The 22,374-nt window shown below is 62.3% G+C and carries 16 protein-coding genes; 7 read left to right on the forward strand and 9 right to left on the reverse strand.

Annotation, left to right across the window (positions count from 1 at the left end; genetic code table 11):
• Positions 1-3: 3 nt before the first annotated feature.
• The 4 genes from AB4037_RS13225 to AB4037_RS13240 all read right to left on the reverse strand — a co-directional run bounded on the left by AB4037_RS13225 (position 4) and on the right by AB4037_RS13240 (position 3,880).
• Entirely contained in the window at positions 4-426 is a 423-nt protein-coding gene (locus AB4037_RS13225) for an MAPEG family protein (RefSeq protein WP_441771831.1), read from the reverse strand.
• Positions 426-1,922: an IMP dehydrogenase gene (gene guaB, locus AB4037_RS13230; protein ID WP_441771832.1), complete on the reverse strand. Its 1,497-nt coding sequence runs from the start codon at positions 1,920-1,922 to the stop codon at positions 426-428. The genes AB4037_RS13225 and guaB overlap by 1 nt, the downstream gene beginning before the upstream one ends.
• A gap of 227 nt (positions 1,923-2,149) precedes the next feature.
• On the reverse strand, positions 2,150-3,367 hold the full coding sequence (locus AB4037_RS13235) for an LL-diaminopimelate aminotransferase (protein WP_434956589.1): 1,218 nt from the start codon (positions 3,365-3,367) through the stop codon (positions 2,150-2,152).
• A 135-nt stretch (positions 3,368-3,502) separates the two neighbouring features.
• Positions 3,503-3,880: a hypothetical protein gene (locus AB4037_RS13240; RefSeq protein ID WP_441771833.1), complete on the reverse strand. Its 378-nt coding sequence runs from the start codon at positions 3,878-3,880 to the stop codon at positions 3,503-3,505.
• Positions 3,881-4,045: 165 nt separating this feature from the next.
• Here AB4037_RS13240 and AB4037_RS13245 point away from each other — a divergent pair, with 165 nt between their 5' ends.
• Together AB4037_RS13245 and AB4037_RS13250 are read left to right on the forward strand one after the other, a co-directional pair.
• On the forward strand, positions 4,046-5,875 hold the full coding sequence (locus tag AB4037_RS13245) for a PHA/PHB synthase family protein (RefSeq protein ID WP_434956591.1): 1,830 nt from the start codon (positions 4,046-4,048) through the stop codon (positions 5,873-5,875).
• Between the two features lie 139 nt (positions 5,876-6,014).
• Complete coding sequence (locus AB4037_RS13250) at positions 6,015-7,679, forward strand: L-lactate permease (RefSeq protein ID WP_434956592.1); 1,665 nt, start codon at positions 6,015-6,017, stop codon at positions 7,677-7,679.
• Positions 7,680-7,721: 42 nt separating this feature from the next.
• Here the strand turns inward: AB4037_RS13250 and AB4037_RS13255 are convergent, their stop codons facing one another.
• From AB4037_RS13255 to AB4037_RS13270, 4 genes are all read right to left on the reverse strand, one after another.
• Complete coding sequence (locus tag AB4037_RS13255; RefSeq protein ID WP_441771834.1) at positions 7,722-8,507, reverse strand: inositol monophosphatase family protein; 786 nt, start codon at positions 8,505-8,507, stop codon at positions 7,722-7,724.
• Positions 8,508-8,560: 53 nt separating this feature from the next.
• Positions 8,561-9,692 (reverse strand): peptide chain release factor 2 gene (prfB, locus tag AB4037_RS13260; RefSeq protein WP_441771835.1). Its coding sequence is split into 2 segments (ribosomal slippage): positions 8,561-9,622 and positions 9,624-9,692, totalling 1,131 coding nucleotides; the frame shifts between segments, so codons are not numbered across the junction.
• A gap of 195 nt (positions 9,693-9,887) precedes the next feature.
• On the reverse strand, positions 9,888-12,302 hold the full coding sequence (locus AB4037_RS13265; protein ID WP_441771836.1) for a penicillin-binding protein 1A: 2,415 nt from the start codon (positions 12,300-12,302) through the stop codon (positions 9,888-9,890).
• Positions 12,303-12,560: 258 nt separating this feature from the next.
• Positions 12,561-13,871 carry an N-acetylmuramoyl-L-alanine amidase gene (locus AB4037_RS13270; protein ID WP_441771837.1) on the reverse strand — a complete coding sequence of 437 codons (1,311 nt, stop codon included), beginning with the start codon at positions 13,869-13,871 and terminating at the stop codon, positions 12,561-12,563.
• A gap of 811 nt (positions 13,872-14,682) precedes the next feature.
• Between AB4037_RS13270 and AB4037_RS13275 the strand changes: the two genes are divergently transcribed.
• The 5 genes from AB4037_RS13275 (at position 14,683) to AB4037_RS13295 (ending at position 21,025) form a co-directional block, all read left to right on the forward strand.
• Positions 14,683-17,391, forward strand: a complete 2,709-nt coding sequence (locus AB4037_RS13275; protein WP_441771838.1) for an Rne/Rng family ribonuclease — start codon at positions 14,683-14,685, stop codon at positions 17,389-17,391.
• Between the two features lie 252 nt (positions 17,392-17,643).
• Complete coding sequence (locus AB4037_RS13280; RefSeq protein ID WP_434956598.1) at positions 17,644-18,423, forward strand: NAD kinase; 780 nt, start codon at positions 17,644-17,646, stop codon at positions 18,421-18,423.
• A gap of 5 nt (positions 18,424-18,428) precedes the next feature.
• Positions 18,429-19,031 carry a hypothetical protein gene (locus AB4037_RS13285; RefSeq protein ID WP_441771839.1) on the forward strand — a complete coding sequence of 201 codons (603 nt, stop codon included), beginning with the start codon at positions 18,429-18,431 and terminating at the stop codon, positions 19,029-19,031.
• Positions 19,032-19,061: 30 nt separating this feature from the next.
• Positions 19,062-19,583, forward strand: a complete 522-nt coding sequence (locus AB4037_RS13290; protein ID WP_441771840.1) for a CoA-binding protein — start codon at positions 19,062-19,064, stop codon at positions 19,581-19,583.
• 155 nt (positions 19,584-19,738) lie between these two features.
• Positions 19,739-21,025 carry an O-acetylhomoserine aminocarboxypropyltransferase gene (locus tag AB4037_RS13295; protein WP_434959643.1) on the forward strand — a complete coding sequence of 429 codons (1,287 nt, stop codon included), beginning with the start codon at positions 19,739-19,741 and terminating at the stop codon, positions 21,023-21,025.
• Here the strand turns inward: AB4037_RS13295 and AB4037_RS13300 are convergent.
• Positions 21,004-22,095 (reverse strand): COX15/CtaA family protein, encoded by a 1,092-nt coding sequence (locus AB4037_RS13300; RefSeq protein WP_441771841.1) that lies wholly within the window; start codon positions 22,093-22,095, stop codon positions 21,004-21,006. The two genes, AB4037_RS13295 and AB4037_RS13300, sit on opposite strands and share 22 nt — an antisense overlap.
• Between the last annotated feature and the right edge of the window lie 279 nt (positions 22,096-22,374).

Consider the following 22,374-nt stretch of genomic DNA (forward strand, 5'->3'; position numbering starts at 1 on the left):
CGATCAGGCGCCTGTGTAAACTTTGAAGGCAAAAAGCAACCAGGCAATGATCAGCGCCGCCACACCGACGGAATAAGCCCGGAAACGAAACTTTACGCGATTGGACGTGATGTGAATGCCTGCATGCACATAGCGCGAAACCACGAAGATCCAGGCGAGCACGACGAAGAAGATATCCGTGGCATGCGTGATCAATTCCAGGGCGGTGATCGCATAGAACAATACCGGGATCTGGAACTGATTGTCGAAGCTGCTGCTCACCTGCAGTGGCAGCTTGGGCCAAGCGCGCCCGTTGAGCCGCACATCATCAAGGTCGATACCTCCTTGACGCAAGGCCGCAGCCCGCACCATGCCGAGGCGAAACAACAATGCGAACGTCAGCAGGACCTGCAGGAAGACGGGCGTGAGAACGGCTGCAATCGACATCAGTTGCGGCCGGGATAGTTCGGGCTCTCGCGGGTGATGGTCACGTCATGCACATGGCTCTCGCGCAGGCCGGCATTCGAGATGCGTACGAAGCGCGCGCGCTCCTGGAAATCGGCGATCGTCTCGGCGCCGACATATCCCATCGAGGCGCGCAGGCCCCCGGCGAGCTGGTGCAGCACGGCCGAGACGGGCCCCTTGTAAGCAACCTGGCCTTCGATGCCTTCCGGCACCAGCTTCATCGAATCCTTGATGTCGGCCTGGAAATAGCGATCTGCCGAGCCGGCGGACATGGCACCGATCGAGCCCATGCCGCGATAGGATTTGTAGGAGCGGCCCTGATAGAGATAGACCTCGCCGGGCGTCTCGTCGGTACCGGCCAGCATCGAGCCGACCATGGCGACCGAAGCGCCGGCCGCGATCGCCTTGGCGAAATCGCCGGAGGTCTTGATGCCGCCGTCGGCGATCACCGGTACATCATGCTCGCGCGCCGCATTGGCCGAGTCGATGATGGCGGTGAGCTGCGGCACGCCGACGCCCGCCACAATGCGGGTGGTGCAGATCGAGCCGGGACCGATGCCTACCTTGATGGAATCGGCACCCGCACCGATCAGGGCGCGGGTCGCCTCGCCGGTGGCGACATTACCGGCAACCACCTGCACCGAATTGGACTGGCGCTTGATGCGCGCGACCGCGTCGAGCACCTTCTGCGAATGGCCATGGGCGGTATCGACCACGATCATGTCGACGCCGGCATCGATCAGCATTTCGGAGCGGGCATGGCCGCCATCGCCGACAGTGGAAGCCGCCGCGACGCGCAGGCGCCCCTCACCGTCCTTGCAGGCATTGGGATGGAGCGTCGCCTTCTCGATGTCCTTGACGGTCATCAGGCCGACGCAGCGATAATCCTCGTCGACCACCACCAGTTTCTCGATGCGGAACTGATGCAGCAGGCGCTTGGCCTCTTCCTGCTCCACGCCGGTCTTCACCGTGATCAGGCGTTCCTTGGTCATCAGTTCGGCCACGGGCTGGTCGAGCTTGTCGGCAAAGCGCACGTCGCGATTGGTGAGGATACCGACCAGGATGCCCGGTACGCCCGGCGCTGCGCCGGTGACAATCGGGATGCCGGAGATGCGATGGCGCTTCATCAGGGCCAGCGCATCGGCCAGCGTCGCTTCCGGCGGGATGGTGATCGGGTTCACCACCATACCGCTCTCGAAACGCTTGACCTGGCGGACCTGCTCGGCCTGCTCTTCGGGGGTAAGGTTGCGGTGGATCACGCCGATGCCGCCATTCTGCGCCATGGCGATCGCCATGTTCGCCTCGGTTACCGTGTCCATGGCCGAAGCCAGCAACGGCAGATTGACCGAGATGGAACGGGTGACGCGCGAACGGATGTCGGCCTGAGCCGGCAACACTTCGGAATGTCCGGGTGTCAGCAGCACGTCGTCAAAGGTAAGCGCTTCAGGAAAAAGCGATGAATCAACGATGCGTGTCATTGCCAACTCTCAATCAGGAAAAGCAGAATCGATCCGGCTTCGGGGGGCAGGAATTCGTGCCGCCGGAGCTGGGTTGGCGTGATCGTTTACCATTTGAAATCGACAAGGGAAAGACGGGCAGCCGTCTTTTTACTGCCTGTCAGCCATGCATTTTTCGTCGTGAGAGGAAATTTCGGTGTGCCGGTCCTCTCAGCTCCGTCGATGTGGAGCAGGACCGGCACACCGCATCACGCTGATTTCGTCAGAGGCAGCACATTGTGCAGGGTCTGGTCGGCGCCATCCATGAACTTGCGGATATTGCGCGCCGCCTGGCGGATGCGCTGCTCGTTCTCCACGAAGGCGATGCGCACGAAATCGTCGCCATGCTCGCCGAAGCCGATACCGGGCGCGACCGCAACGGACGCCTTCTCGATCAGGAGCTTGGAGAACTCGACCGAGCCCAGCTCCTTGAACTTGGGCGGGATCGGCGCCCAGGCGAACATCGAAGCCGGCGGGATCGGTACTTCCCAGCCGGCGCGGGCGAAGCTTTCGACCAGGGCATCGCGACGCTTGCGATAGGTCTCGCGCATCTCGGCAATGCAATCTTCCGGACCGTTCAGCGCCGCGGCCGCCGCGACCTGGATCGGCGTATAGGCGCCGTAGTCGAGATAGGATTTCACACGGGCGAGCGCGGCACAGAGGCGCTCATTGCCGACCGCAAAGCCCATGCGCCAGCCGGCCATCGAGAAGGTCTTGGACAGGGTGGTGAATTCGACCGCGACATCCATCGCGCCCGGGATCTGCAGCACGGAGGGTGTCGGCTCCGAGCCGAAATAGATTTCCGAATAGGCAAGATCCGAGAGCACGAACAATTCATGCGTCTTGGCGAAGGCGATCAGGTCCCGATAGAAATCGAGGCTGGCGACGCAGGCCGTGGGATTGGCGGGATAGGAGACGATCACCGCGATCGGCTTGGGAATCGAGTGCTTCACCGCCCGCTCGGCCGAGCGGAAGAAATCCTCGTTCGGCTCGGCCGGAACCGAGCGGATGACGCCACCCGCCATCAGGAAGCCGAAAGCGTGGATCGGGTAGGACGGATTGGGGCAGAGCACCACGTCGCCGGGCGCGGTGATGGCGGTCGCCATATTGGCGAAGCCTTCCTTGGACCCCAGCGTGGCGACGACCTGGGTATCGGGATTGAGCTTCACGCCGAAGCGGCGGGCATAGTAGTTGGCCTGGGCCTTGCGCAGGCCCGGAATGCCCTTGGAGGCCGAATAGCGATTGGTGCGCGGCTTCTGGGCCGTTTCGATCAGCTTGTCAGTGATGAATTTCGGCGTGGGCAGATCGGGGTTGCCCATGCCCAGGTCGATGATATCTGCCCCCTGCCCGCGTGCTGCCGCCTTTACCCGGTTGACCTGCTCGAAGACATAGGGCGGCAAACGGCGGGTTGAGTAAAAGTCGGACATGACGGTGCTTTCGCGCGACGGCGCATTCAGGGTTACGGGGAGCGAACCTCTAAATCATTTCGATGAATGATGGCAAAAGAAATGCCAAAAATCTGCGCCAATCGTGAAAATCGATCTACGGCAGCGCGATATCGATCATTGCGGTGGGAAGAAGCCGACATGCTTGCGCTGCGACGGGGGAACACGCTTTGAGGCTACCTTGCGGTTGGCCTGTGAACGCGCCTTGAGTTCCTCAGGACTGGGCTGCCGCCCCGGCGTCGCCAGCAGGCTGGCTTCCAGTGCCTTGCGCTCGCTCATGGACAGGATCTGGTCGCCGCGGGGCGGCGGCAGCGCGCCGATCCTCGGATAGGCGTTGGGTTGGCTCGCGCGGGACTGAGTGACGAAAGGCTGGGGCGTCGGCAACGGACCCGAGGTCAGCCCGAAGCGCTTGCTGGTCTGGCCAGAGCCTCCTGCACAGCTTGCAAGCCCGATGCCGGCCAAGACGGCGACGACGAGGAAGGAATGGATCCGCATGACGTTCTCGCAATTTCTCCCCCCTCTTATAGAGCGCCGGCCGATCGGCAAACAGGGAAAATCGATGAAATCAACGTCATGGTTCACAAAGCCATGCGAAGAAGCATTCACAGGAAGGAAAAACATGTTCTAATGAAGGGCCGTGAGAAGCCAAGAAGGGACGCGATGAAGAACGACAAAACCGCCAATCCGCCCCCCTCAGCCGAAACCGTGGCAGCTTTCGGACCGGTCGATATCGAGGTGCTCGCCCGCAATATGGGCCGAGCCGTGGAAGAAGGCGGCAAGGCTCTGGCGGCCTATCTGCGCCCGCGGGAGGATGGCAGGGTCAAGAGCGACATCACCGAGGAAGTCACCGACGCCGTCAATTCCATCGGCCATCTCGCCCAATATTGGCTGTCCGATCCGCAGCGCGCGATGCAGGCCCAGACCAGCCTTGCCAGCGGCTTCATGTCCCTCTGGACCTCCTCGTTGCAGCGCATGGCCGGCGAGGAAGCCAAGCCTGTGGCGGAGCCTGACCCGAAAGATGCACGCTTTCGCGATCCCGAATGGAGCCAGAACCAATATTTCGACCTGCTCAAGCAGGCCTATCTGATCACCAGCCGCTGGGCGGAAAAATTGGTGCACGAGGCCGACGGGCTCGAGCCTCGCATGCGCCACAAGGCCGATTTCTATGTCCGGCAGGTCTCGGCCGCGATCTCGCCGAGCAATTTCATCGCCACCAATCCTGCGCTCATCCGCGACACGCTGGCCGAGAACGGCGAAAACCTGGTGCGCGGCCTGGAGATGTTGAAGGAGGATATCGACGCCGGCGAGGGCGAGCTGAAGATCCGTCAATCCGACACCTCGAAATTCGAGGTGGGCGTCAATCTCGCCACCACACCGGGCAAGGTGGTGTTCCGCAATGCCACCATGGAGTTGCTGCAATATACGCCGACCACGGCCGACGTGTTGAAGCGACCCATCCTGATCTGTCCGCCCTGGATCAACAAATTCTACGTCCTCGACCTGACGCCCGAAAAGAGCTTCATCAAATGGTGCGTCGACCAGGGCCTGACCGTCTTCGTGATCTCCTGGGTGAACCCGGACGAAAAGCAGCGCAACAAGGGCTTCCTCGAATATATGAAAGAAGGTCCGGTCACCGCCCTCGACGAGATCGGCAAGATCACCGGTGAGAAGGAAGTTTCCGCCATCGGCTACTGCGTCGGCGGCACCTTGCTGTCGGTGACGCTGGCCTGGCTGGCCGCCAAGGGCGACACACGCATCGCATCCGCCACCTTGTTCGCTACGCAGGTCGATTTTGACAAGGCTGGAGATCTCAAGGTCTTCGCCGATGAGGACCATATCCAATGGATCGAGAAAACCATGGCCGAGCACGGCTATTTTCCCGGTTCCAAGATGGCGGCCGCTTTCAACATGCTGCGCAGCCAGGAATTGATCTGGCCCTATCTCGTCAACAATTACATGCGCGGCAAGCAACCTACCCCGTTCGACCTGCTCTACTGGAATGCGGATGCCACCCGCATGCCCGAAAAGAACCACTCCTTCTATCTGCGCAATTGCTATCTGGAGAACAACCTCACGCGCGGGCGCATGACGGTGGGTGACGAGACCCTCGACCTCAAGAAGGTCAAGATCCCGATCTACGAACTGGCCACGCGTGAAGACCACATCGCCCCGCCCAATTCCGTGTTCATCGGAGCGCAGGCCTTTGGCGGGCCGGTGCGCTATGTCCTGTCCGGCTCTGGCCACATCGCCGGCGTGGTGAACCCGCCGGCCCGCAAGAAGTACCAATACTGGCTGGGCGGCCCCACCACGGGCAGCTATGAGGACTGGCTGGAGGGAGCCACCGAACACCCCGGCTCCTGGTGGCCGGACTGGCTGACCTGGCTGAAGAAGCAGGCGCCCGAGGAAGTCCCTGCCGACAAGCGCAAGCCTGGCGGACGTCGCAAGCCACTCGGCGATGCCCCCGGCAGCTATGTGCGTGTGAAGTCTTAAGGCGAACCGAGACGGATCATGCGGCCCCGCGCATGTAGCAGGGCCGCATCTGAATACCTGTCTTGATTTTACGGTCAAATCGTCCGACGTTCCACATGGCATACCCCAACGATACAAGTCGTAATCGGGAAGCCCTGACATGTGGAATCAGACTTACAACCCCCTCGGCAACGAAGTACTTTCCACCATAGCGGCCGCCATCCCCGCGGTAACCTTGCTAGTTCTGATCGCCAGCGGCAAGGTCAAAGCCCATATCGCGGCGGTGGTCGCCCTCATCGCCGCAAATCTCATCACGGTCTTCATCTTTACCATGCCCGCGGGCCTGTCGATCCGTGCCTCCCTGCTCGGCGTCGTCACCGGGTTCTTCCCGATCGGGTGGATCGTTCTCAACGTGATCTACCTCTACCGCATCACCGTCGAAAGCGGCCGGTTCGAACTCCTGCAGCGGGCCATCGGTGGTGTCACCGAAGACCGACGCCTGCAATTGCTGCTGATCGCCTTCTCCTTCGGTGCCTTTTTCGAAGGGGCATCCGGCTTCGGCACGCCCGTTGCCATCACCGGCGCGATCCTGATCGGCCTCGGCTTCTCGCCTCTGGCGGCTTCCGGCCTGTCATTGATCGCCAACACCGCACCGGTCGCCTACGGCGCCTTGGGCACGCCGATCCAGGGACTGGCATCGGTGACCGGGCTCGATCCCTATATGCTGGGCGCCATGGTCGGCCGGCAATTGCCCCTGTTCTCCCTGATCGTGCCCTTCTGGGTCATCGGAGCCTTCGCCGGGTGGCGCGGCATGATCGGCGTATGGCCGGCGATCCTGGTCACCGGCATCTCTTTCGCCGTGCCGCAATTCCTGATCTCCAACTACATCAATCCCTGGATCGTCGACATCGGCGCCTCGCTGATTTCGATGGGCTGCCTGATCCTCTTCCTCAAGGTCTGGCAGCCGAAAGAGCTCTGGCTCTCGCCGGCCCTGCGCAGCAACGACCCCTCGGCAAATCTGGCAAGGCCTCGCACGGAGGCCGATCGCGCCGCCTTGACCCAGAAGCAGCTCTGGGGTGCCCTGCTTCCCTGGATCCTGGTTTGCATCTTCATGCTGATCTGGGGCACCGGGGCCTTCAAGACCTGGGCCAACGCCATCTTCTCCTGGAACTACCAGGTGCCTGACCTTCACAATCAGATCAGCAGGGTGGCGCCCGTCGTCCCCAAACCCACGCCGGAAAGCGCGATCTTCTCCTTCACCTATCTGTCCTTCACGGGCACGGGCATGCTCCTGGCAGCCCTCGTGTCCGGCCTGCTGATGGGTTTTTCGCCCGCCAAGCTCATCGTCGAATATGGCCGCACCATCAAGGTGTGCGCGATCTCGCTGATCACTATCTCGGCCATGCTCGCGATCGGCACGCTGACACGCCTGTCCGGCGTCGACGCCACCCTTGGTCTCGCCTTTGCGGCGACGGGCGTGTTCTATCCCTTCTTTGGAACGTTGCTCGGCTGGCTCGGTGTCGCACTGACCGGCTCGGACACCTCCTCCAACGTGCTGTTCGGCAACCTGCAGAAGATCACCTCGCAGCAATTGGGCCTGTCACCGGTGCTGATGGCAGCCGCCAATTCCTCCGGCGGCGTGATGGGCAAGATGATCGATGCACAATCGATCGTGGTGGCCTCCACCGCGACCAATTGGTATGGGCATGAAGGCACGATCCTGCGCTACGTCTTCCTGCACTCGATCATTTTGGCCTGCCTCGTCGGCCTGTTCGTGACCCTGCAAGCCTATGTCTATCCCTTCACCGCCATGGTGCTGGGATGACATATTCCCCAGGCCGGGATGAGAGCCGGCCTGAATCTCGCTTCAGCCGAGCACTTCCACGAGCGCCGGATAGATCGCCGGCCCTCCCGCGATGATGGCGTTGCCCTGCACCAGGCCGTCACCGGCAAGGAAATCGTTGGTCTGGCCGCCGCCGGCGCGGATGATGGCGATGGCGCCGAGGCAATCCCAGGAGTTGATGTGGGATTCGACATAGCCGAGCAGGCGGCCGCAGGCGACATAACACAGGCACAGCGCGCCCGAACCGTTGCGCTGATACATGCCGCCCGCTTCGAGCAACCGCGCCAGCACGGCCAGAACTTCGCTCGGCTTGATGCGGTTGTTGTAGCCGACGCTGACCACGCCTTCGCTGAGAGCACTACCCTTGTGAGGAGCGATCGGCCGGCCATTGAGCGTGGCCGGCGCGATCAGCCCGCCGGCGAACAGTTCATCGTCCTTGGGCGCGTAGACGAGCCCGAACTGCAATGCGCCATCATAGACGAATGCGATCGACACGCACCAGGAAGACAGGCCGCTCAGGAAAGGCTGGGTGCCGTCGATAGGATCGACGACCCAGATGCCGCGCCTGTCCCCAATGCCGCTCGGCCCGGTTTCCTCGCCGAAGAAGCCATCGTCCGGATAGGATTCGGCGATACGCTTCTTGATCAGCAGCTCGGTCTGCAGGTCGGCCTCGCTGACCACGTCCTGCAATCCCTTGCTCTTCACCGTCAGGCTGCCTAGCTCGTTGAAATAGCCGAGCGCCAGGGCACCGGCCTCCTTGATCAGGCCGTGGGCAAAGGAGTAGCGCTGATAGATCGGATCGGAACTCATCTCTAACGTGCTCTATTCAAAAGAAAAAGCCGGAGCGCAGCTCCGGCTTCTCACTAGTCGATGTCTTCGACCGCGTCGGGCCCGCCGCCATAGACGCGCTGGGCCAGGGCGGACTTCATGAAATCGTCGAGGTCGCCGTCCAGCACGTCGCCGGGCGTACCCGAGGTGTAGCCCGTGCGGGTGTCCTTCACCATCTGATAGGGCTGCAGGACATAGGAACGGATCTGGTGGCCCCAGCCGATGTCGGTCTTGCCGGCATGGGTCGCCATTGCCGCTTCCTCGCGCTTCTTGAGCTCCGCCTCGTAGAGGCGCGCCTTCAGCATAGCCCAGGCCGTCGCACGGTTCTTGTGCTGCGAACGATCCTGCTGGCAGGCCACCACGATGCCCGAGGGATTGTGGGTGATGCGTACCGCCGAATCCGTCCGGTTGACGTGCTGACCACCGGCGCCGGAGGCGCGGTAGGTATCGATGCGGCAATCGGACTCGTTGATCTCGATGTTGATCGAGTCGTCGATCACCGGATAGACCCAGACGCTGGCGAAAGACGTATGCCGGCGTGCGTTGGAATCATAGGGCGAAATGCGCACGAGGCGATGCACGCCCGACTCCACCTTGGCCCAGCCATAAGCCTTGGTGCCCTTCACCAGGATGGTGGCCGATTTGATACCGGCGGTTTCCCCGTCCGTGAAGTCCATCAACTCGACCTTGAAGCGGTGCCGCTCGCCCCAGCGCGTATACATGCGCAGGAGCATATTGGCCCAGTCCTGGCTCTCGGTGCCGCCGGCCCCGGAGTTGATTTCGATATAGGTATCGTTGTTGTCGGCTTCACCGGAGAACAAAGCCTCGAACTGGCGTTCGACGACCTCTTTCTTGAGCGCGGTCAGGGCGCTCTCCGCCTCGTCGACGATCGACTCGTCGCCATCGGCCTCGCCGAGCTCGGCGAGTTCGAGCGTCTCATCCAGATCCTTCTCGATGCGCACGAGAGCAGACAGCCGATCATCGAGATCGGTGCGCTCACGCATCAGCTTCTGTGCCTTCTCGGCGTCGTTCCAGAAGTCAGGTTGTTCGGAGAGGTGGTTCAGTTCTTGCAGGCGGGCGTAGGAGGTATCCCAGTCAAAGATGCCTCCTCAGCAGTCCAGCAGACTGCTTGATTTCGTCCGCCAAGGACAGGATTTCAGCGCGCATGAATGAATCGCTCGTTCGGGATTGCTAGAGTAAAGCGCGTTCAAGTGTGAACGCTTATTTGCTCTAATTCTTTGTTTCCAAGCCAATCCAACGGATTGGCTAGAGCGTCTTTGTGATTCTAGATGATTCCGTCAAATCGCAAAACGCTCTAGTCGGGCTTCATATAGGCAAGCTACCGGGTGAGGGAAAGGACAATCAGTAGAGATCGCCCGTCCCCATCGAGACGGGCCCGCCACCACCGCCCTCCGTGCCACCGCCGGAGCCGATGACGGTGTAGTTGTCGGGCGGCGCCGTGCCGGGTTTGAAGGCTTCCAGAATGGCACCGCCGCCATCGGAGCGCATGCCGGTCTTGCGGTCGATGCGGATCAGCTTGATGCCGGGCGGCACGCGGAAGGGCACCGGCGCCTTGTCCGCCAGGGCGGCCTTCATGAAGGAGCCGAAGATCGGCCCGGAGAGACTGCCGCCGGTGACACCATTGCCGATATGGCGCGGTGTGTCGTAGCCGACATAAAGACCGCAGACCAAATCGGGCGAATAGCCCATGAACCAGGCATCCTTCTCATCGTTGGTGGTGCCTGTCTTGCCGGCGATCGGGCGATTGAGCGAACGCAGCGACTGGGCCGTGCCGTGCTGAATAACGCCTTCCAGCATGGAAGTGACCTGATAGGCCGTCATCGGATCGAGCACCTGTTCGCGCGGATCGAGCAGATGCGGTTCGTCCTGGTTGCTCCAGGCATCGGCATTGCAGCCCTGGCAGATGCGCTCGTCATGCCTGTAGATGGTCTTGCCCCAGCGGTCCTGGATGCGGTCGATCAGGGTCGGCTTGATCAGGCGCCCGCCATTTTCGAGCATGCCATAGCCGGCGACCATGCGCATCACCGTGGTGTTGCCAGCCCCAAGCGCGCCAGACAGGTAAGGCGGAAGATCGTCATAGACGCCGAAGCGTCGCGCATATTCAGCGATCAGTGGCATGCCCACGTCCTGGGCGAGACGCACCGTCATGACGTTTCGCGAATATTCGATGCCGAAGCGCAGCGTCTGGGGGCCGTAGAACCTGTTGCTGTAATTGGAGGGGCGCCAGGTCTCGCCATTGCCCTGGTTGATCTCGATCGGCGCGTCCATGACCACCGAGGCCGGCGTGTAGCCATTGTCGATGGCGGTGGCATAGACGAAGGGCTTGAAGGAAGAACCGGGCTGGCGCTGCGCCTGGGTGGCGCGATTGAACTCGCTCTGATCGAAGGAGAAGCCGCCGACCATCGCGAGCACGCGGCCGGTATAGGGGTCCATTACCACCATGGCGCCGGAGATTTCCGGGATCTGCCGCAAGCGATAGGTGCCATCGGTCTTGGGTTCGACATAGACGATGTCGCCCACCTTCAGGACCTGGCTCACCTTGTTGGCGGCCCGGCCGCGCTGACGTGCCCACTTCACGCCGTCCAAATTGATCGAGCCGGTCGGTCGGTCGGCGGAAATCGAGCCGAACCGGTCCAGTGGCGGCTGCAGGCCGATACGGGCCGAGTTGTCGCCGGCATCCAGAACGATGGCGAGTTGCCAGGGCTTGATATCGCTTAGACGCTTCTCCGCCCCCAGCGTCACGCCCCAATCCTCGCCGAGGTCGACATTCTTGACCGGGCCGCGGAAGCCGCCACGCTCGTCGAAGCGCACCAGCCCCGCCACCATGGCATCACGAGCCAGGCGCTGGAGCTTCGGATCGAGCGTAGTGCGCACGGACAAGCCGCCTTCATAGAGCTTGTCCTCACCATAGCGCTCGGCGATTTCGCGCCGGACCTCCTCGGTGAAATAATTGGCCGCGTAGCTCTGGGCGCCTTCGAAGGAACGCGGCGTCACCGCAAGAGGCTCGGCCTGGGCCTTGCGTCCCTCTTCCTTGGAGATGTAGCCATTGGAAACCATCTGGTCGATCACCCAATTGCGTCGACCGACGGCCGCATCGTGGTTGCGGATCGGATTGTAGTTGTTCGGCCCCTTCGGAAGAGCGGCGAGATAGGCGACCTGGGCGATGCCGAGTTCGTCGACGGATTTGCCGAAATAATTGAGGGCAGCGGCGGCCACGCCGTAATTGCCCATGCCCAGGTAGATTTCGTTCAAATAAAGCTCGAGGATCTTGTCCTTCGAATAGGTCTGCTCCATCCGCAGGGCCAGGATGGCTTCCTTGATCTTGCGCACGATGTTCTGGTCGGGTGCGAGGAAGAAATTCTTGGCAACCTGTTGCGTGATGGTGGATGCACCCTGCTGGCGGCGACCCTTATGCGTGACGTTCGCGATCATCGCGCGCAGCACGCCCTTGGGATCGATGCCGACATGGTTGTAGAAATCATTGTCCTCCGCCGACATGAAGGCGTGGGTCAGGAGCGGCGGCATCACTTCGATCGGCAGATAAAGGCGGCGCTGGCGCGCATATTCGGCCAGGAGCGCACCATCACCCGCATGCACGCGGGTCATCACCGGCGGTTCGTAATCCTTGAGCGCTGCAGTATCGGGCAGGTCGCGTGTGTTGGCCCAGACATAGAGGGCCACGAACGATCCCCCGACAAGGAACAACATCGATGCCGTTGTGAACAAAAATCCAAGGAACCGAACGAAAAGTCTCATCACAACGCTTTCATCGGCACTATCTTCCCTGCCCTGCCATTGCCGGGTTTGGGCCGAAGCCGTTCGTTTTCACACCGGCAGCCCCGGCACATTCCACTGACGTCTAACATGCCGGGCCAGCCGAACCCAAGGGCGGCGTCCGCACCTGCATGCTTTTGCAGGGCTTTTGTGGAGAAACTGCGGCTCTCCGGCAACATGCCTGTGCACGGAGCTTACAGGAAGGCCTTTTGAACACTGCCAAGCAGATCGCAAAACGCTTCAAGGCGTCGCGGGCGCAGAGCCGCTCGATGCCGCGGGCTGGTTGGCGCGACGCTGCTGGAAAAAGCCGTCGATCGCCGTCACCACGGCATCGGCGGCGCGGTTGCGCCAGTCATCCGATGTCAGCAGTTTCACGTCGTCCCGGCTCGACAAATAGCCCAGTTCCAACAGCACCGAGGGGATGTCGGGCGCAGTCAGCACCTTGAAGCCAGCCGAGCGGTGCGGATTCTTGTTGAGCGTGGCGGCCGCCTGAAACTGATCGATGAGGACCTTGGCAAATCCGTTGGAGAAGGACTTGGTCTCGCGCCGCGTGAGATCGATCAGAATATCGGCCACATCGCCAGGCTCCGATGCCAGGTCAACGCCCGCGATCGCGTCGGCCTTGTTCTCCTGCTCGGCATAGCGCGCCGATTCGGCGTCGGATGCCCGGTCCGAGAGAGTGTAGATCGTCGCGCCCCTGACACCGAAGGGGTCGTGCAGGGTATCGGCATGCACGGAAATGAACAGCGATGCCCGGTTGGCCCGGGCGAACTGAACGCGGCCGGCGAGTGTGATGAAAGTGTCGCTGTCTCGGGTCAGGACCGCCCGATAACGGCCGGAACCGTTGATCTTGTCGGCGAGCCTCCTGGCAAATTCGAGCACGATGGTCTTTTCCTGCTCACCCGATTTGGATGTCGCCCCCATGTCGATGCCACCATGACCGGGATCGACCACGACTACGGGCAGGCCCGGCTGGTTTTCCGGCAGCAGAGGGGGCGAGGGTTGCGGCGTTTGCGGATGCACACTCATATCCGAGTTCTTCTGGCTCGCCGCCGTGCGCAGGAAGGCAGCCCGCTCCGTCTTGACCAGATCGATGACCAGCCTGGCGGGTTGATCGTCCAGTGCATCAAGGAGGAAGGACTTGTCCACCGCCGCCGGTCCGGTCAGATCCAGAACGATACGCGACTTTCCGGGCGCGATCAGACCGAACCGATAGGCGCTGACCACGCCGCGTCCGTGCTTGCCTGTCTCAGGAGGTATGCCGAACTCGATCTGCGGCAGATCGACCACCACGCGATAGGGATCGGGCAGCACGAAGACGCGAAAATTCAGACCGCTCACGGGACCGTGAAGATCGACGATCAGACGCGTGCGCCTGTCGTCGCCAGCCAGCCGTGCGTCGCTGGCCGTCAGGGCGGACGGCGTGGGAGCAGCAGGTGCTTGGGCGGCGGGTGGCTGCGTCGCTGCCGGCTCGGCCGTAGCCGGAGGGGCAACGGGGCCTTGGGCGGCGCGAGCCCCCTGGACCAGCCCCACCCCCAACAAGACGAGCATGCCTATCGCGGCGAGCCTCATTCCGCCCATCATCTCCAAATTGCGTCGAACAGGCCTGCCGCACAGGCAGGCCCGGCAGATCGAAAAGCCACGCAGGACACTCGGTCACGCCCCCTGTCGCTGCAAGGCGGAATCCCACACGGAATTCAGCCCCGCCAATATCCGCTTGGAAGTGGCGAAACAATGATGCTGGCGCCGAAGGGTATCCCCAACGTTAACGCAGCCCCCACATTGTCCGTGTCCTTCTTGCAACAGCCAACGGAAATCCTTGCCAAATCGAACAATAACTCGATAAAACAATTCTGCTCTCGAATGGTTCTCCGACCATGCCGAATTCGAGCATCAGAATGGTCCCTGCAGACCGGTTGCGCCGTGAAAGCGTGACGATCGTATGCGGTGCCGGCCAAGCCGAGATTATTCGGCTACTGATGTGTCCTTAGAGGATAAGGAGAATCACGGGTGGCGTGCGGATCGCCTAGCGATCCGGATCGGCGCGAGCGCCGGTCGGATATCCTGTCCCGCCCATCGACCGAGAGCGCCGTCGCGGGATTCGTCCCGCGACCCGAACCCGGTGATGGAGCGATGCAAACAATAGCATCCCCCGGACGTCGTGAAGTGAAGCAGCGTGCACTCCCCGAGCGGATTGCACGAACACTGCCGCTTTCGCTTTCGGGACATACCATTCGCCCCTCATCGAGCCTTGTCCCAGCCAACAGAGCAAGCGCCTGCCGCCTTGGCAGGGCTGTATCGGCGTTCGTCGCCTGCAGCCCCGTGCATGATCCCGGCCGCGCTTGCCAGAGAGAAAATAATAATGGCCAACAAAATGTTGATCGACGCCGCCCACCCGGAGGAAACCCGGGTCGTGGTGGTCCGCGGCAATCGCGTCGAGGAGTTTGACTTCGAAGCAGCCAATCGCAAGCAACTGCGCGGCAATATCTATCTCGCCAAGGTCACCCGCGTCGAACCGTCCCTTCAGGCGGCCTTCGTGGAATATGGCGGCAACCGCCATGGCTTCCTGGCCTTCTCGGAAATCCATCCCGATTACTATCAGATTCCGGTCGCCGACCGTCTCGCGCTCCTGGCCGAGGAGCAGCGCTCGCATCGGGACGAGGATGACGAAGACGAAAACGGCAACGGCGGTGGCGGCGAAGGCGGCCGGCGCGGCGGACGTGATCGTCGTCGTGGTCGCAACCGCGGCCCGCAGCGCGCCGAGGCGGCCGAAGCCACCGACGCGGATGCTACCGTTTCCACGCCTGCGCCCGAAGCCGAAACCTCCGACGAGGAAGGCGGCTCAGGCGGCATCGTCGAGGTCGGTTCCGGCAGCGACGAGGAGCATGTCGAGGCGCTCGGCGGGGGCGATGTCGCCGACGATATCCCCGAGCGCGTGGTGCGCACCCGCAAGCAGTACAAGATTCAGGAAGTGATCAAGCGCCGCCAGGTGCTGCTGGTCCAGGTGGTCAAGGAAGAGCGTGGCAACAAGGGTGCGGCGCTGACCACCTATCTGTCGCTGGCGGGCCGGTACTCGGTGCTGATGCCCAATACCGCCCGTGGCGGCGGCATTTCCCGCAAGATCACCAATGCCGTCGACCGCAAGCGCCTCAAGGCCGTGGCCGGTGAGCTCGACGTGCCAGATGGCATGGGCGTGATCCTGCGCACAGCCGGTGCCTCGCGCACCAAGGTCGAGATCAAGCGCGACTTCGAATATCTGCTGCGCCTGTGGGAGAATGTCCGCGACCTCACCCTGAAGTCGGCTGCCCCGACTCTGGTCTATGAGGAGGGTTCGCTGATCAAGCGCTCGATCCGCGACCTCTACAACAAGGACATCGACGAGGTGATCGTTGCCGGCGACGATGGCTATCGCGAGGCCAAGGACTTCATGCGCATGCTCATGCCGAGCCATGCCAAGAACGTCCAGGCCTATCGCGAGGCGGCGCCGCTGTTCCAGCGCTTTGGGGTGGAAGCCCAGCTCGATGCGATGTTCTCGCCTTCGGTCAACCTGAAATCGGGCGGCTATATCGTCATCAACCAGACCGAGGCGCTGGTTTCGATCGACGTCAACTCGGGCCGCGCCACGCGCGAACACAATATCGAGGACACCGCCCTCAAGACCAATCTGGAAGCGTCCGAGGAAATCTCCCGGCAGCTGCGCCTGCGCGACCTTGCCGGCCTGATCGTCATCGACTTCATCGACATGGACGAGAGCCGCAACAACCGGGCCGTCGAGCGCAAGCTCAAGGATTGCCTGAAGAATGACCGGGCGCGCATCCAGGTCGGCCGCATCTCGCATTTCGGCCTGATGGAGATGTCGCGCCAGCGCATCCGCACCGGCGTGCTGGAATCCTCCACCGAAGTGTGCGCCCATTGCGGCGGCAGCGGCCATGTCCGCTCGGTCACCTCGGTGGCGCTGCATATCCTGCGCGCGCTCGAGGATCAGCTTCTCAAGAGCGCCACGCATAATCTGGTGCTGCGCACCCGGACGGCCACCGCACTCTATGTGCTCAACCACAAGCGCGGCCATCTCTACGCGCTGGAAGCCCGGTTCGGCGTTTTGATCACCGTCAGTGCCGATGAAACCATCGTGGGCAGCCAGAACTACCTGATCGAGCGCGGCGATATCGCGACGCCGCTGGAAGTGCGTCCCGTCGCGACCACGGTTCAGGTCGACTCCTTCCCGCCGGCCGAGGAAATTGCCGAGGTCGAAAGCGAGGCCGAGGAGGAAGACGAGAAGGAAAAGGAAACCGAGGGTGGCCGCAAGCCGCGCCAGCAAGTCGCGGATGGCGAAGCCGAATCCGGGGAAGGCAACCGCAACCGCAAGCGTCGCCGTCGTCGTCGGCGTCGGGGCAATGGTGTCGGCGCCGAGGCGGATACGCAGAACGCCGCGGCCGGTGAGAACGACAACGACGGTGAAGATGAGGGCGAGGAAACCGTGTCTGCCGGTGAGCCAATCGTCGCCGAGCCCCCTGTCGCGGCGGACGTGACGCCGCCGCCCGCGGCCGAAGCTGTGGCGCCGAGCGAGGATGACGGAGCCGAAGCCGGCAAGCGCAGGCGCCGTGGACGGCGCGGCGGCCGTCGCGAGGCCGAGGCCGAAACGGCGACTGTTGCCCAAGCCGAAACGGCGGCTGTTGCCGAAGCCGAGGCACCCGCAGCAGCGCCCCCCGCAGCCGTCGAGGCCGTGGCAGCGGAAGCCGTCGAGGCCCCTGCCGTCGCCGAAGTCGTGCCAGAGGCGGTTGCCGAGGAAAAGCCGAAGCCCAAGCGCCGGGGTCGCAAGCAGGTGGCGATCAAGACCGAAGCAGACAGTGAACCGGCACCGGCCCCCGCTCAGGAAGCCGCACTCGTCCAGGCCGAAAAGGCTCCGGCGCCGGCTCCCGTTGTCGTCGAGCCCATCCCCGAGCCGGCACCGGAAGAGGTCGTGGCCACTGCCGTGCGCGAAGTCGTGGTGTCCAACCCTTCGGCCTATGTCTATGTCGACGCCGTCGACCCGGCCAAGCCGAAGAAGGCCGGATGGTGGTCGAAGAAATGACATGATCCCCCAGGATCATTGGAGGCGCCGCACTGGTCTTCAGTGCGGCGTTTTCTTATGCCGGGCCTATCAACCGCAGGTCATTCTTTCCTCACCCAGTGTTTCCGCCAGATCGTCAAACGCTTTGAGCATTGGCAGCCGGCATTCTTTCGCGATAGGCTGGCGCCGGGCTTACGTCGCCTGCCTCACTCATCGGATCCGGGCGCGCGTCTGTCCCCTGGTCCAGCGAACATTCCCAATGCGATTTCATTCGTGACCAGCAAACATCATTTCGAGAAGATTACCTTCGTAGCCACCGCGACAACGTCGGCACGCAAGGCGCTCAAATCGCTCACCGCTCGCTATGGCGACGTTCCGATCGAGGAGGCCGAGGTTGTCGTCGCTCTCGGCGGCGACGGCCTCATGCTGCAGACGCTGCACAAATTGATGGGGCGCAAACTTCCCATCTACGGCATGAATCGCGGTTCTGTCGGCTTCCTGATGAACGAGTTCCGCGAGAACGATCTGCATGACCGCCTGGCCAAGGCCCGGCGCAGCGTGGTGCATCCGCTCGCCATGTGCGCGGTCGACACGCACGGCCAGAAGTCGAAATCCTATGCCATCAACGAGGTTTCGTTGCTGCGTGCGCGCTTCCAGGCCGCCAAGCTCAAAATCTCGATCGATGAACATGTGCGGCTGGAAAGCCTGATCTGCGATGGCCTGATCTTGGCGACTCCGGCCGGGTCGACCGCCTATAACCTGTCGGCCAACGGCCCGATCCTGCCGCTGGAGGCGCCCTTGCTGGCGCTCACCCCGATCTCGGCCTTCCGCCCCCGCCGTTGGCGTGGAGCCATCCTGCCGCAGCGCGCCCGCGTCACCATCGACGTTCTGGAGGCAGGCAAGCGGCCCGTCAATGCGGTCGGCGACAATGTCGAGGTCAAGGACGTGCAGCGCGTCGAGATAGCCATGGATTTGTCGCAAGACCTCATCATGCTGCACGATCCCGGGCACTCACTCGACGAACGCATTCTGCGCGAACAATTCGATTGGTAGCCACCATGCACGCCTCTCCCGTCAGGCAATTTGCCCATCGTTTATGTCTCGCTGCCGGCCTTGCTCTATCGGCGTGTTTCCTGGCCGGCTCTGCGGGTGCGAGTGACGATCAAATCAGGCTGACCCCGTCGATGGTGGAGAAATTCATCGCAGCCCGTGGTGAATTGACGGTCCTTGCTGCCGATCTTGCCAAGAAGTATGGCGACCGTTCCGACACGCCCGGCGATGATCCGGTCGCTTCCCTGCCCGCGTTCCAGGATATCGCCGAAGCCAAGACGCGCATCGACGCCATCTTGGCCAAATATGAATTCAAGGATCTCGACACGCTCGATGTCGTTACCAATTCGGTGATGCTCGCCTATCAGGCCGACGTCCCCGACAACAACGGCACGGCCGACAACGCCCCGAACGATCCCGAAGCCGACAAGGCCAAGGCCAGGGCCGAGATCGAGGCGGATCACAGTCTCGCCCCCGAAAAGAAGAAGGAAGCGTTGCAGCAACTCGACGAGCAATTTGCTTCGCTGCAAGCCTTGACGCCGCTTCCCGGCAATGCCGAAGTAGTGAAGCCCTTCCTCGACAAACTCAAACCGATAGCCGAAGCCAATTGATTGTGCGGTCGACGACCGGCGGATTTGTAAATGAACCACGACAGCTATTCTGACGATTATATCGGCGACATCCTGCGCAAGGTTCACAGCATCGCCATGGTCGGCGCCTCGGCCAATGAGGTCAGGCCGAGCTATTTCGTGCTGAAATATCTCAACCTGCGCGGCTATCAGATGTTCCCGATCAACCCGGGCCTCGCCGGCAAGACCATCCTGGACCTGCCGGTTTACGCCAGCCTGGCGACCCTGCCCGGTCCCGTGGACATGGTCGACATCTTCCGCAATTCCGAAGCAGCCGGTGCGGTCGTCGACGAGGTTCTCGCTCTGCCTGTCCTGCCCAAGGTGATCTGGATGCAACTGACGGTGCGCAATGATGCCGCAGCCGCGAAAGCCGAAGCCGCCGGCATCGAGGTGGTGATGAACCGCTGCCCCAAGATCGAATATGGCCGGCTTTCCGGCGAGATCGGCTGGGCCGGTGTCAATTCCGGAGCGATTTCCTCCAAACGCGCCACCCGCGATCCGCGTGGCTTCCAGCGCCTCGGCCTGCGCCGGTAGGCTGTTGATACTGCCTGTCATTGCGAGCACGGCGAAGCAATCCGGAGCCCTCCTGCAAAAACTGGATTGCTTCGCTGCGCTCGCAATGACACCAATTCACCAACGCCGTGTCATTGCGGCCAAATATCCTGCAAGAACATCCAAGGAGGATCATGATGTCGGCTGAGCAACAACCAGGGTTTTCAACGCTTGCGGTGCACGCGGGCGCACAGCCCGATCCGACCACCGGCGCCCGCGCCACCCCGATCTATCAGACGACATCCTTCGTCTTCGACGATGTCGACCATGCTGCCTCGCTCTTTGGGTTGCAGGCCTTCGGCAACATCTATTCGCGTATCACCAATCCCACGAATGCCGTACTGGAAGAGCGCGTCGCCGCGCTGGAAGGCGGCACTGCCGCCCTCGCGGTCGCCTCCGGGCACGCCGCCCAGATGCTGGTATTCCACACCTTGCTGCAGCCGGGCGACGAGTTCATCGCCTCCAACAAGCTCTATGGCGGCTCGATCAACCAGTTCAACCATTCCTTCCGCTCGTTCGATTGGAACGTGCGCTGGGCCGATGCCAACGATCCCTCCAGCTTCGCCGCCGCGGTGACGCCCAAGACCAAAGCGATCTTCATCGAATCCATCGCCAATCCTGGGGGCATCATCACCGATATCGCCGCGATCGCGGCCATTGCCAAGAAGGCCGGCGTCCCCCTGATCGTCGACAACACGCTCGCCTCGCCCTATCTCACCCGTCCGATCGACTTCGGCGCCGACATCGTGGTGCATTCGGCCACCAAATTCCTGGGTGGACACGGCAATTCGATCGGTGGCGTCATCGTCGACGGCGGCAAGTTCGATTGGCTGGCTTCCGGCCGCTACCCGTTTCTGTCGGCGCCGCGCCCCGAATATAACGGCATCGTCATCGGCGAGACTTTCGGCAATTTCGCCTTTGCCATCGCCACGCGCGTGCTTGGCCTGCGCGATCTCGGCCCGGCGCTGTCGCCCTTCAACGCCTTCCTGATCCTGACGGGTATCGAGACGCTGCCGCTGCGCATGCAAAAGCACTCGGACAACGCCCTGGCGGTGGCACACTATCTTGCCGAGCATCCAAGCGTGGCCTGGGTGTCCTATCCCGGCCTCGACAGCGATCGCTACAACGCCCTCGCCCGCAAATACTGCCCCAAGGGCGCCGGGGCCGTGTTCACCTTCGGACTGAAGGGTGGCAATGACGCCGGCATCCAGCTGGTGTCGAACGTCAAGCTATTCTCGCATCTCGCCAATGTCGGCGACACCCGCTCGCTGATCATTCATCCGGCTTCCACCACCCACCGGCAATTGTCCGATGAGCAGAAGAAAGCAGCGGGCGCCGGTCCGGACGTGGTGCGCATCTCCGTGGGCATCGAGGATGTCAAGGACATCATCGCCGACCTCGATCAGGCCCTCGCCGGAAACTGAGCAGCAGATCCTGCGACCAGCCGCTGCGCGTGCACCGTCGCAGCGGTCAGGAGGAGGACACCGCCAAGCTGGTGCAGGATGCCTGCCCATAGCGGCACGACCAGCACAAGCGTGACGATGCCGATGGCGGCCTGGCCAAGCGCCGCGGCCGCCACCAGCAGGGCCCGGCTCCGCGCCGGGCCGTTGCCTCCTCGAACCGCCAGCCAGGCCTGCAGCAGGGCCAGCGCCACGATAAGATAGGCCACCATGCGGTGCTGGAACTGCACGGTCAGCGCATTCTCGAAATGATTCACCCAGGTCGGCGCCATGATGTAGAGATTGTTCAGGGCCGGGATGAAATAGCCGTCCATCAGCGGCCAGGTGTTGTAGGCAAGCCCTGCCCGCAAACCAGCCACCAGCCCGCCCATGAAGATCTGCACCAGGATGAGCGGCACCAGCAGATAGGCAATCGCCTTCGCCGCCCCTGGAATGGCCCCGCTGTCTCGTTCATTCCTGAGCGAGGATGCAACCCAGACGATGGCTGTGAGAATGAGACAGGCCAGGCTGAGATGCATCGCCAGGCGGTATTCCGAGACCTCGGTACGGTCGGCCAGGCCCGACTTCACCATCCACCAACCCAGCAACCCCTGGCTGCCCCCGAGCGCCAGCAAGCCGACCAGCTTCACGGTGAGCCTTGGCGTCAGCCAGCCACGCAGCCAGAAGATCAGGAACGGCACGGCAAAGACGATGCCGATCAGGCGCCCGAGCAGGCGGTGGCTCCATTCCCACCAATAAATGAACTTGAATTCCTCCAGCGACATGCCGAGGTTCAGCTTCACATATTGCGGGATCTGTTTGTATTTTTCGAATTCGGCTGCCCATTCGCCGTCCGACAGCGGTGGAATCGTTCCCTTGATCGGCTGCCATTCGGTGATCGAAAGCCCGGATTCGGTCAGGCGCGTGGCGCCGCCGACCACCACCATCGCAATCACCAACACGGCCACGATGACGAGCCAGGCTCGGACAGCGGCGAGATGGCCGCGGCTCATGCCAATGATGGCGGGATTGTCTGCGATGGCGGCCACGCGCATGCCTTTCCTGATCGACCGGCTGACAGCGTTTTGCGATCTGACGGGACCGTCAGGACGGGCAATAACGCACGAGCCAATCCAGCGGATTGGCTCGGAAACAGAAAGTTGGAGCAAATAAGCGCTCACACTTGAACGCGCTTTGCTCTAAAGCGTTTTGTGATTATAGGAAATCACCTAGAATCGCAAAGACGCGTCGAAACAAAGAGTTAGGGCAAACAAGCGTTCGGTCACGAACGCGCTTTGCTCTAGGGCGCACAAATATAGAAATCGCCGGCCTGG

Source organism: Labrys sp. KB_33_2 (assembly GCF_052114505.1).
Lineage (GTDB): Bacteria > Pseudomonadota > Alphaproteobacteria > Rhizobiales > Labraceae > Labrys.

What these genes read in the sequence shown, in the direction of transcription:
- AB4037_RS13225 (WP_441771831.1), bottom strand. Translation starts at nt 426, where the DNA reads ATGTCGATTGCAGCCGTTCTCACGCCCGTCTTCCTGCAGGTCCTGCTG.
- guaB (WP_441771832.1), bottom strand. Translation starts at nt 1,922, where the DNA reads ATGACACGCATCGTTGATTCATCGCTTTTTCCTGAAGCGCTTACCTTT.
- AB4037_RS13235 (WP_434956589.1), bottom strand. Translation starts at nt 3,367, where the DNA reads ATGTCCGACTTTTACTCAACCCGCCGTTTGCCGCCCTATGTCTTCGAG.
- AB4037_RS13240 (WP_441771833.1), bottom strand. Translation starts at nt 3,880, where the DNA reads ATGCGGATCCATTCCTTCCTCGTCGTCGCCGTCTTGGCCGGCATCGGG.
- AB4037_RS13245 (WP_434956591.1), top strand. Translation starts at nt 4,046, where the DNA reads ATGAAGAACGACAAAACCGCCAATCCGCCCCCCTCAGCCGAAACCGTG.
- AB4037_RS13250 (WP_434956592.1), top strand. Translation starts at nt 6,015, where the DNA reads ATGTGGAATCAGACTTACAACCCCCTCGGCAACGAAGTACTTTCCACC.
- AB4037_RS13255 (WP_441771834.1), bottom strand. Translation starts at nt 8,507, where the DNA reads ATGAGTTCCGATCCGATCTATCAGCGCTACTCCTTTGCCCACGGCCTG.
- AB4037_RS13265 (WP_441771836.1), bottom strand. Translation starts at nt 12,302, where the DNA reads ATGAGACTTTTCGTTCGGTTCCTTGGATTTTTGTTCACAACGGCATCG.
- AB4037_RS13270 (WP_441771837.1), bottom strand. Translation starts at nt 13,871, where the DNA reads ATGCTCGTCTTGTTGGGGGTGGGGCTGGTCCAGGGGGCTCGCGCCGCC.
- AB4037_RS13275 (WP_441771838.1), top strand. Translation starts at nt 14,683, where the DNA reads ATGGCCAACAAAATGTTGATCGACGCCGCCCACCCGGAGGAAACCCGG.
- AB4037_RS13285 (WP_441771839.1), top strand. Translation starts at nt 18,429, where the DNA reads ATGCACGCCTCTCCCGTCAGGCAATTTGCCCATCGTTTATGTCTCGCT.
- AB4037_RS13290 (WP_441771840.1), top strand. Translation starts at nt 19,062, where the DNA reads ATGAACCACGACAGCTATTCTGACGATTATATCGGCGACATCCTGCGC.
- AB4037_RS13295 (WP_434959643.1), top strand. Translation starts at nt 19,739, where the DNA reads ATGTCGGCTGAGCAACAACCAGGGTTTTCAACGCTTGCGGTGCACGCG.
- AB4037_RS13300 (WP_441771841.1), bottom strand. Translation starts at nt 22,095, where the DNA reads ATGCGCGTGGCCGCCATCGCAGACAATCCCGCCATCATTGGCATGAGC.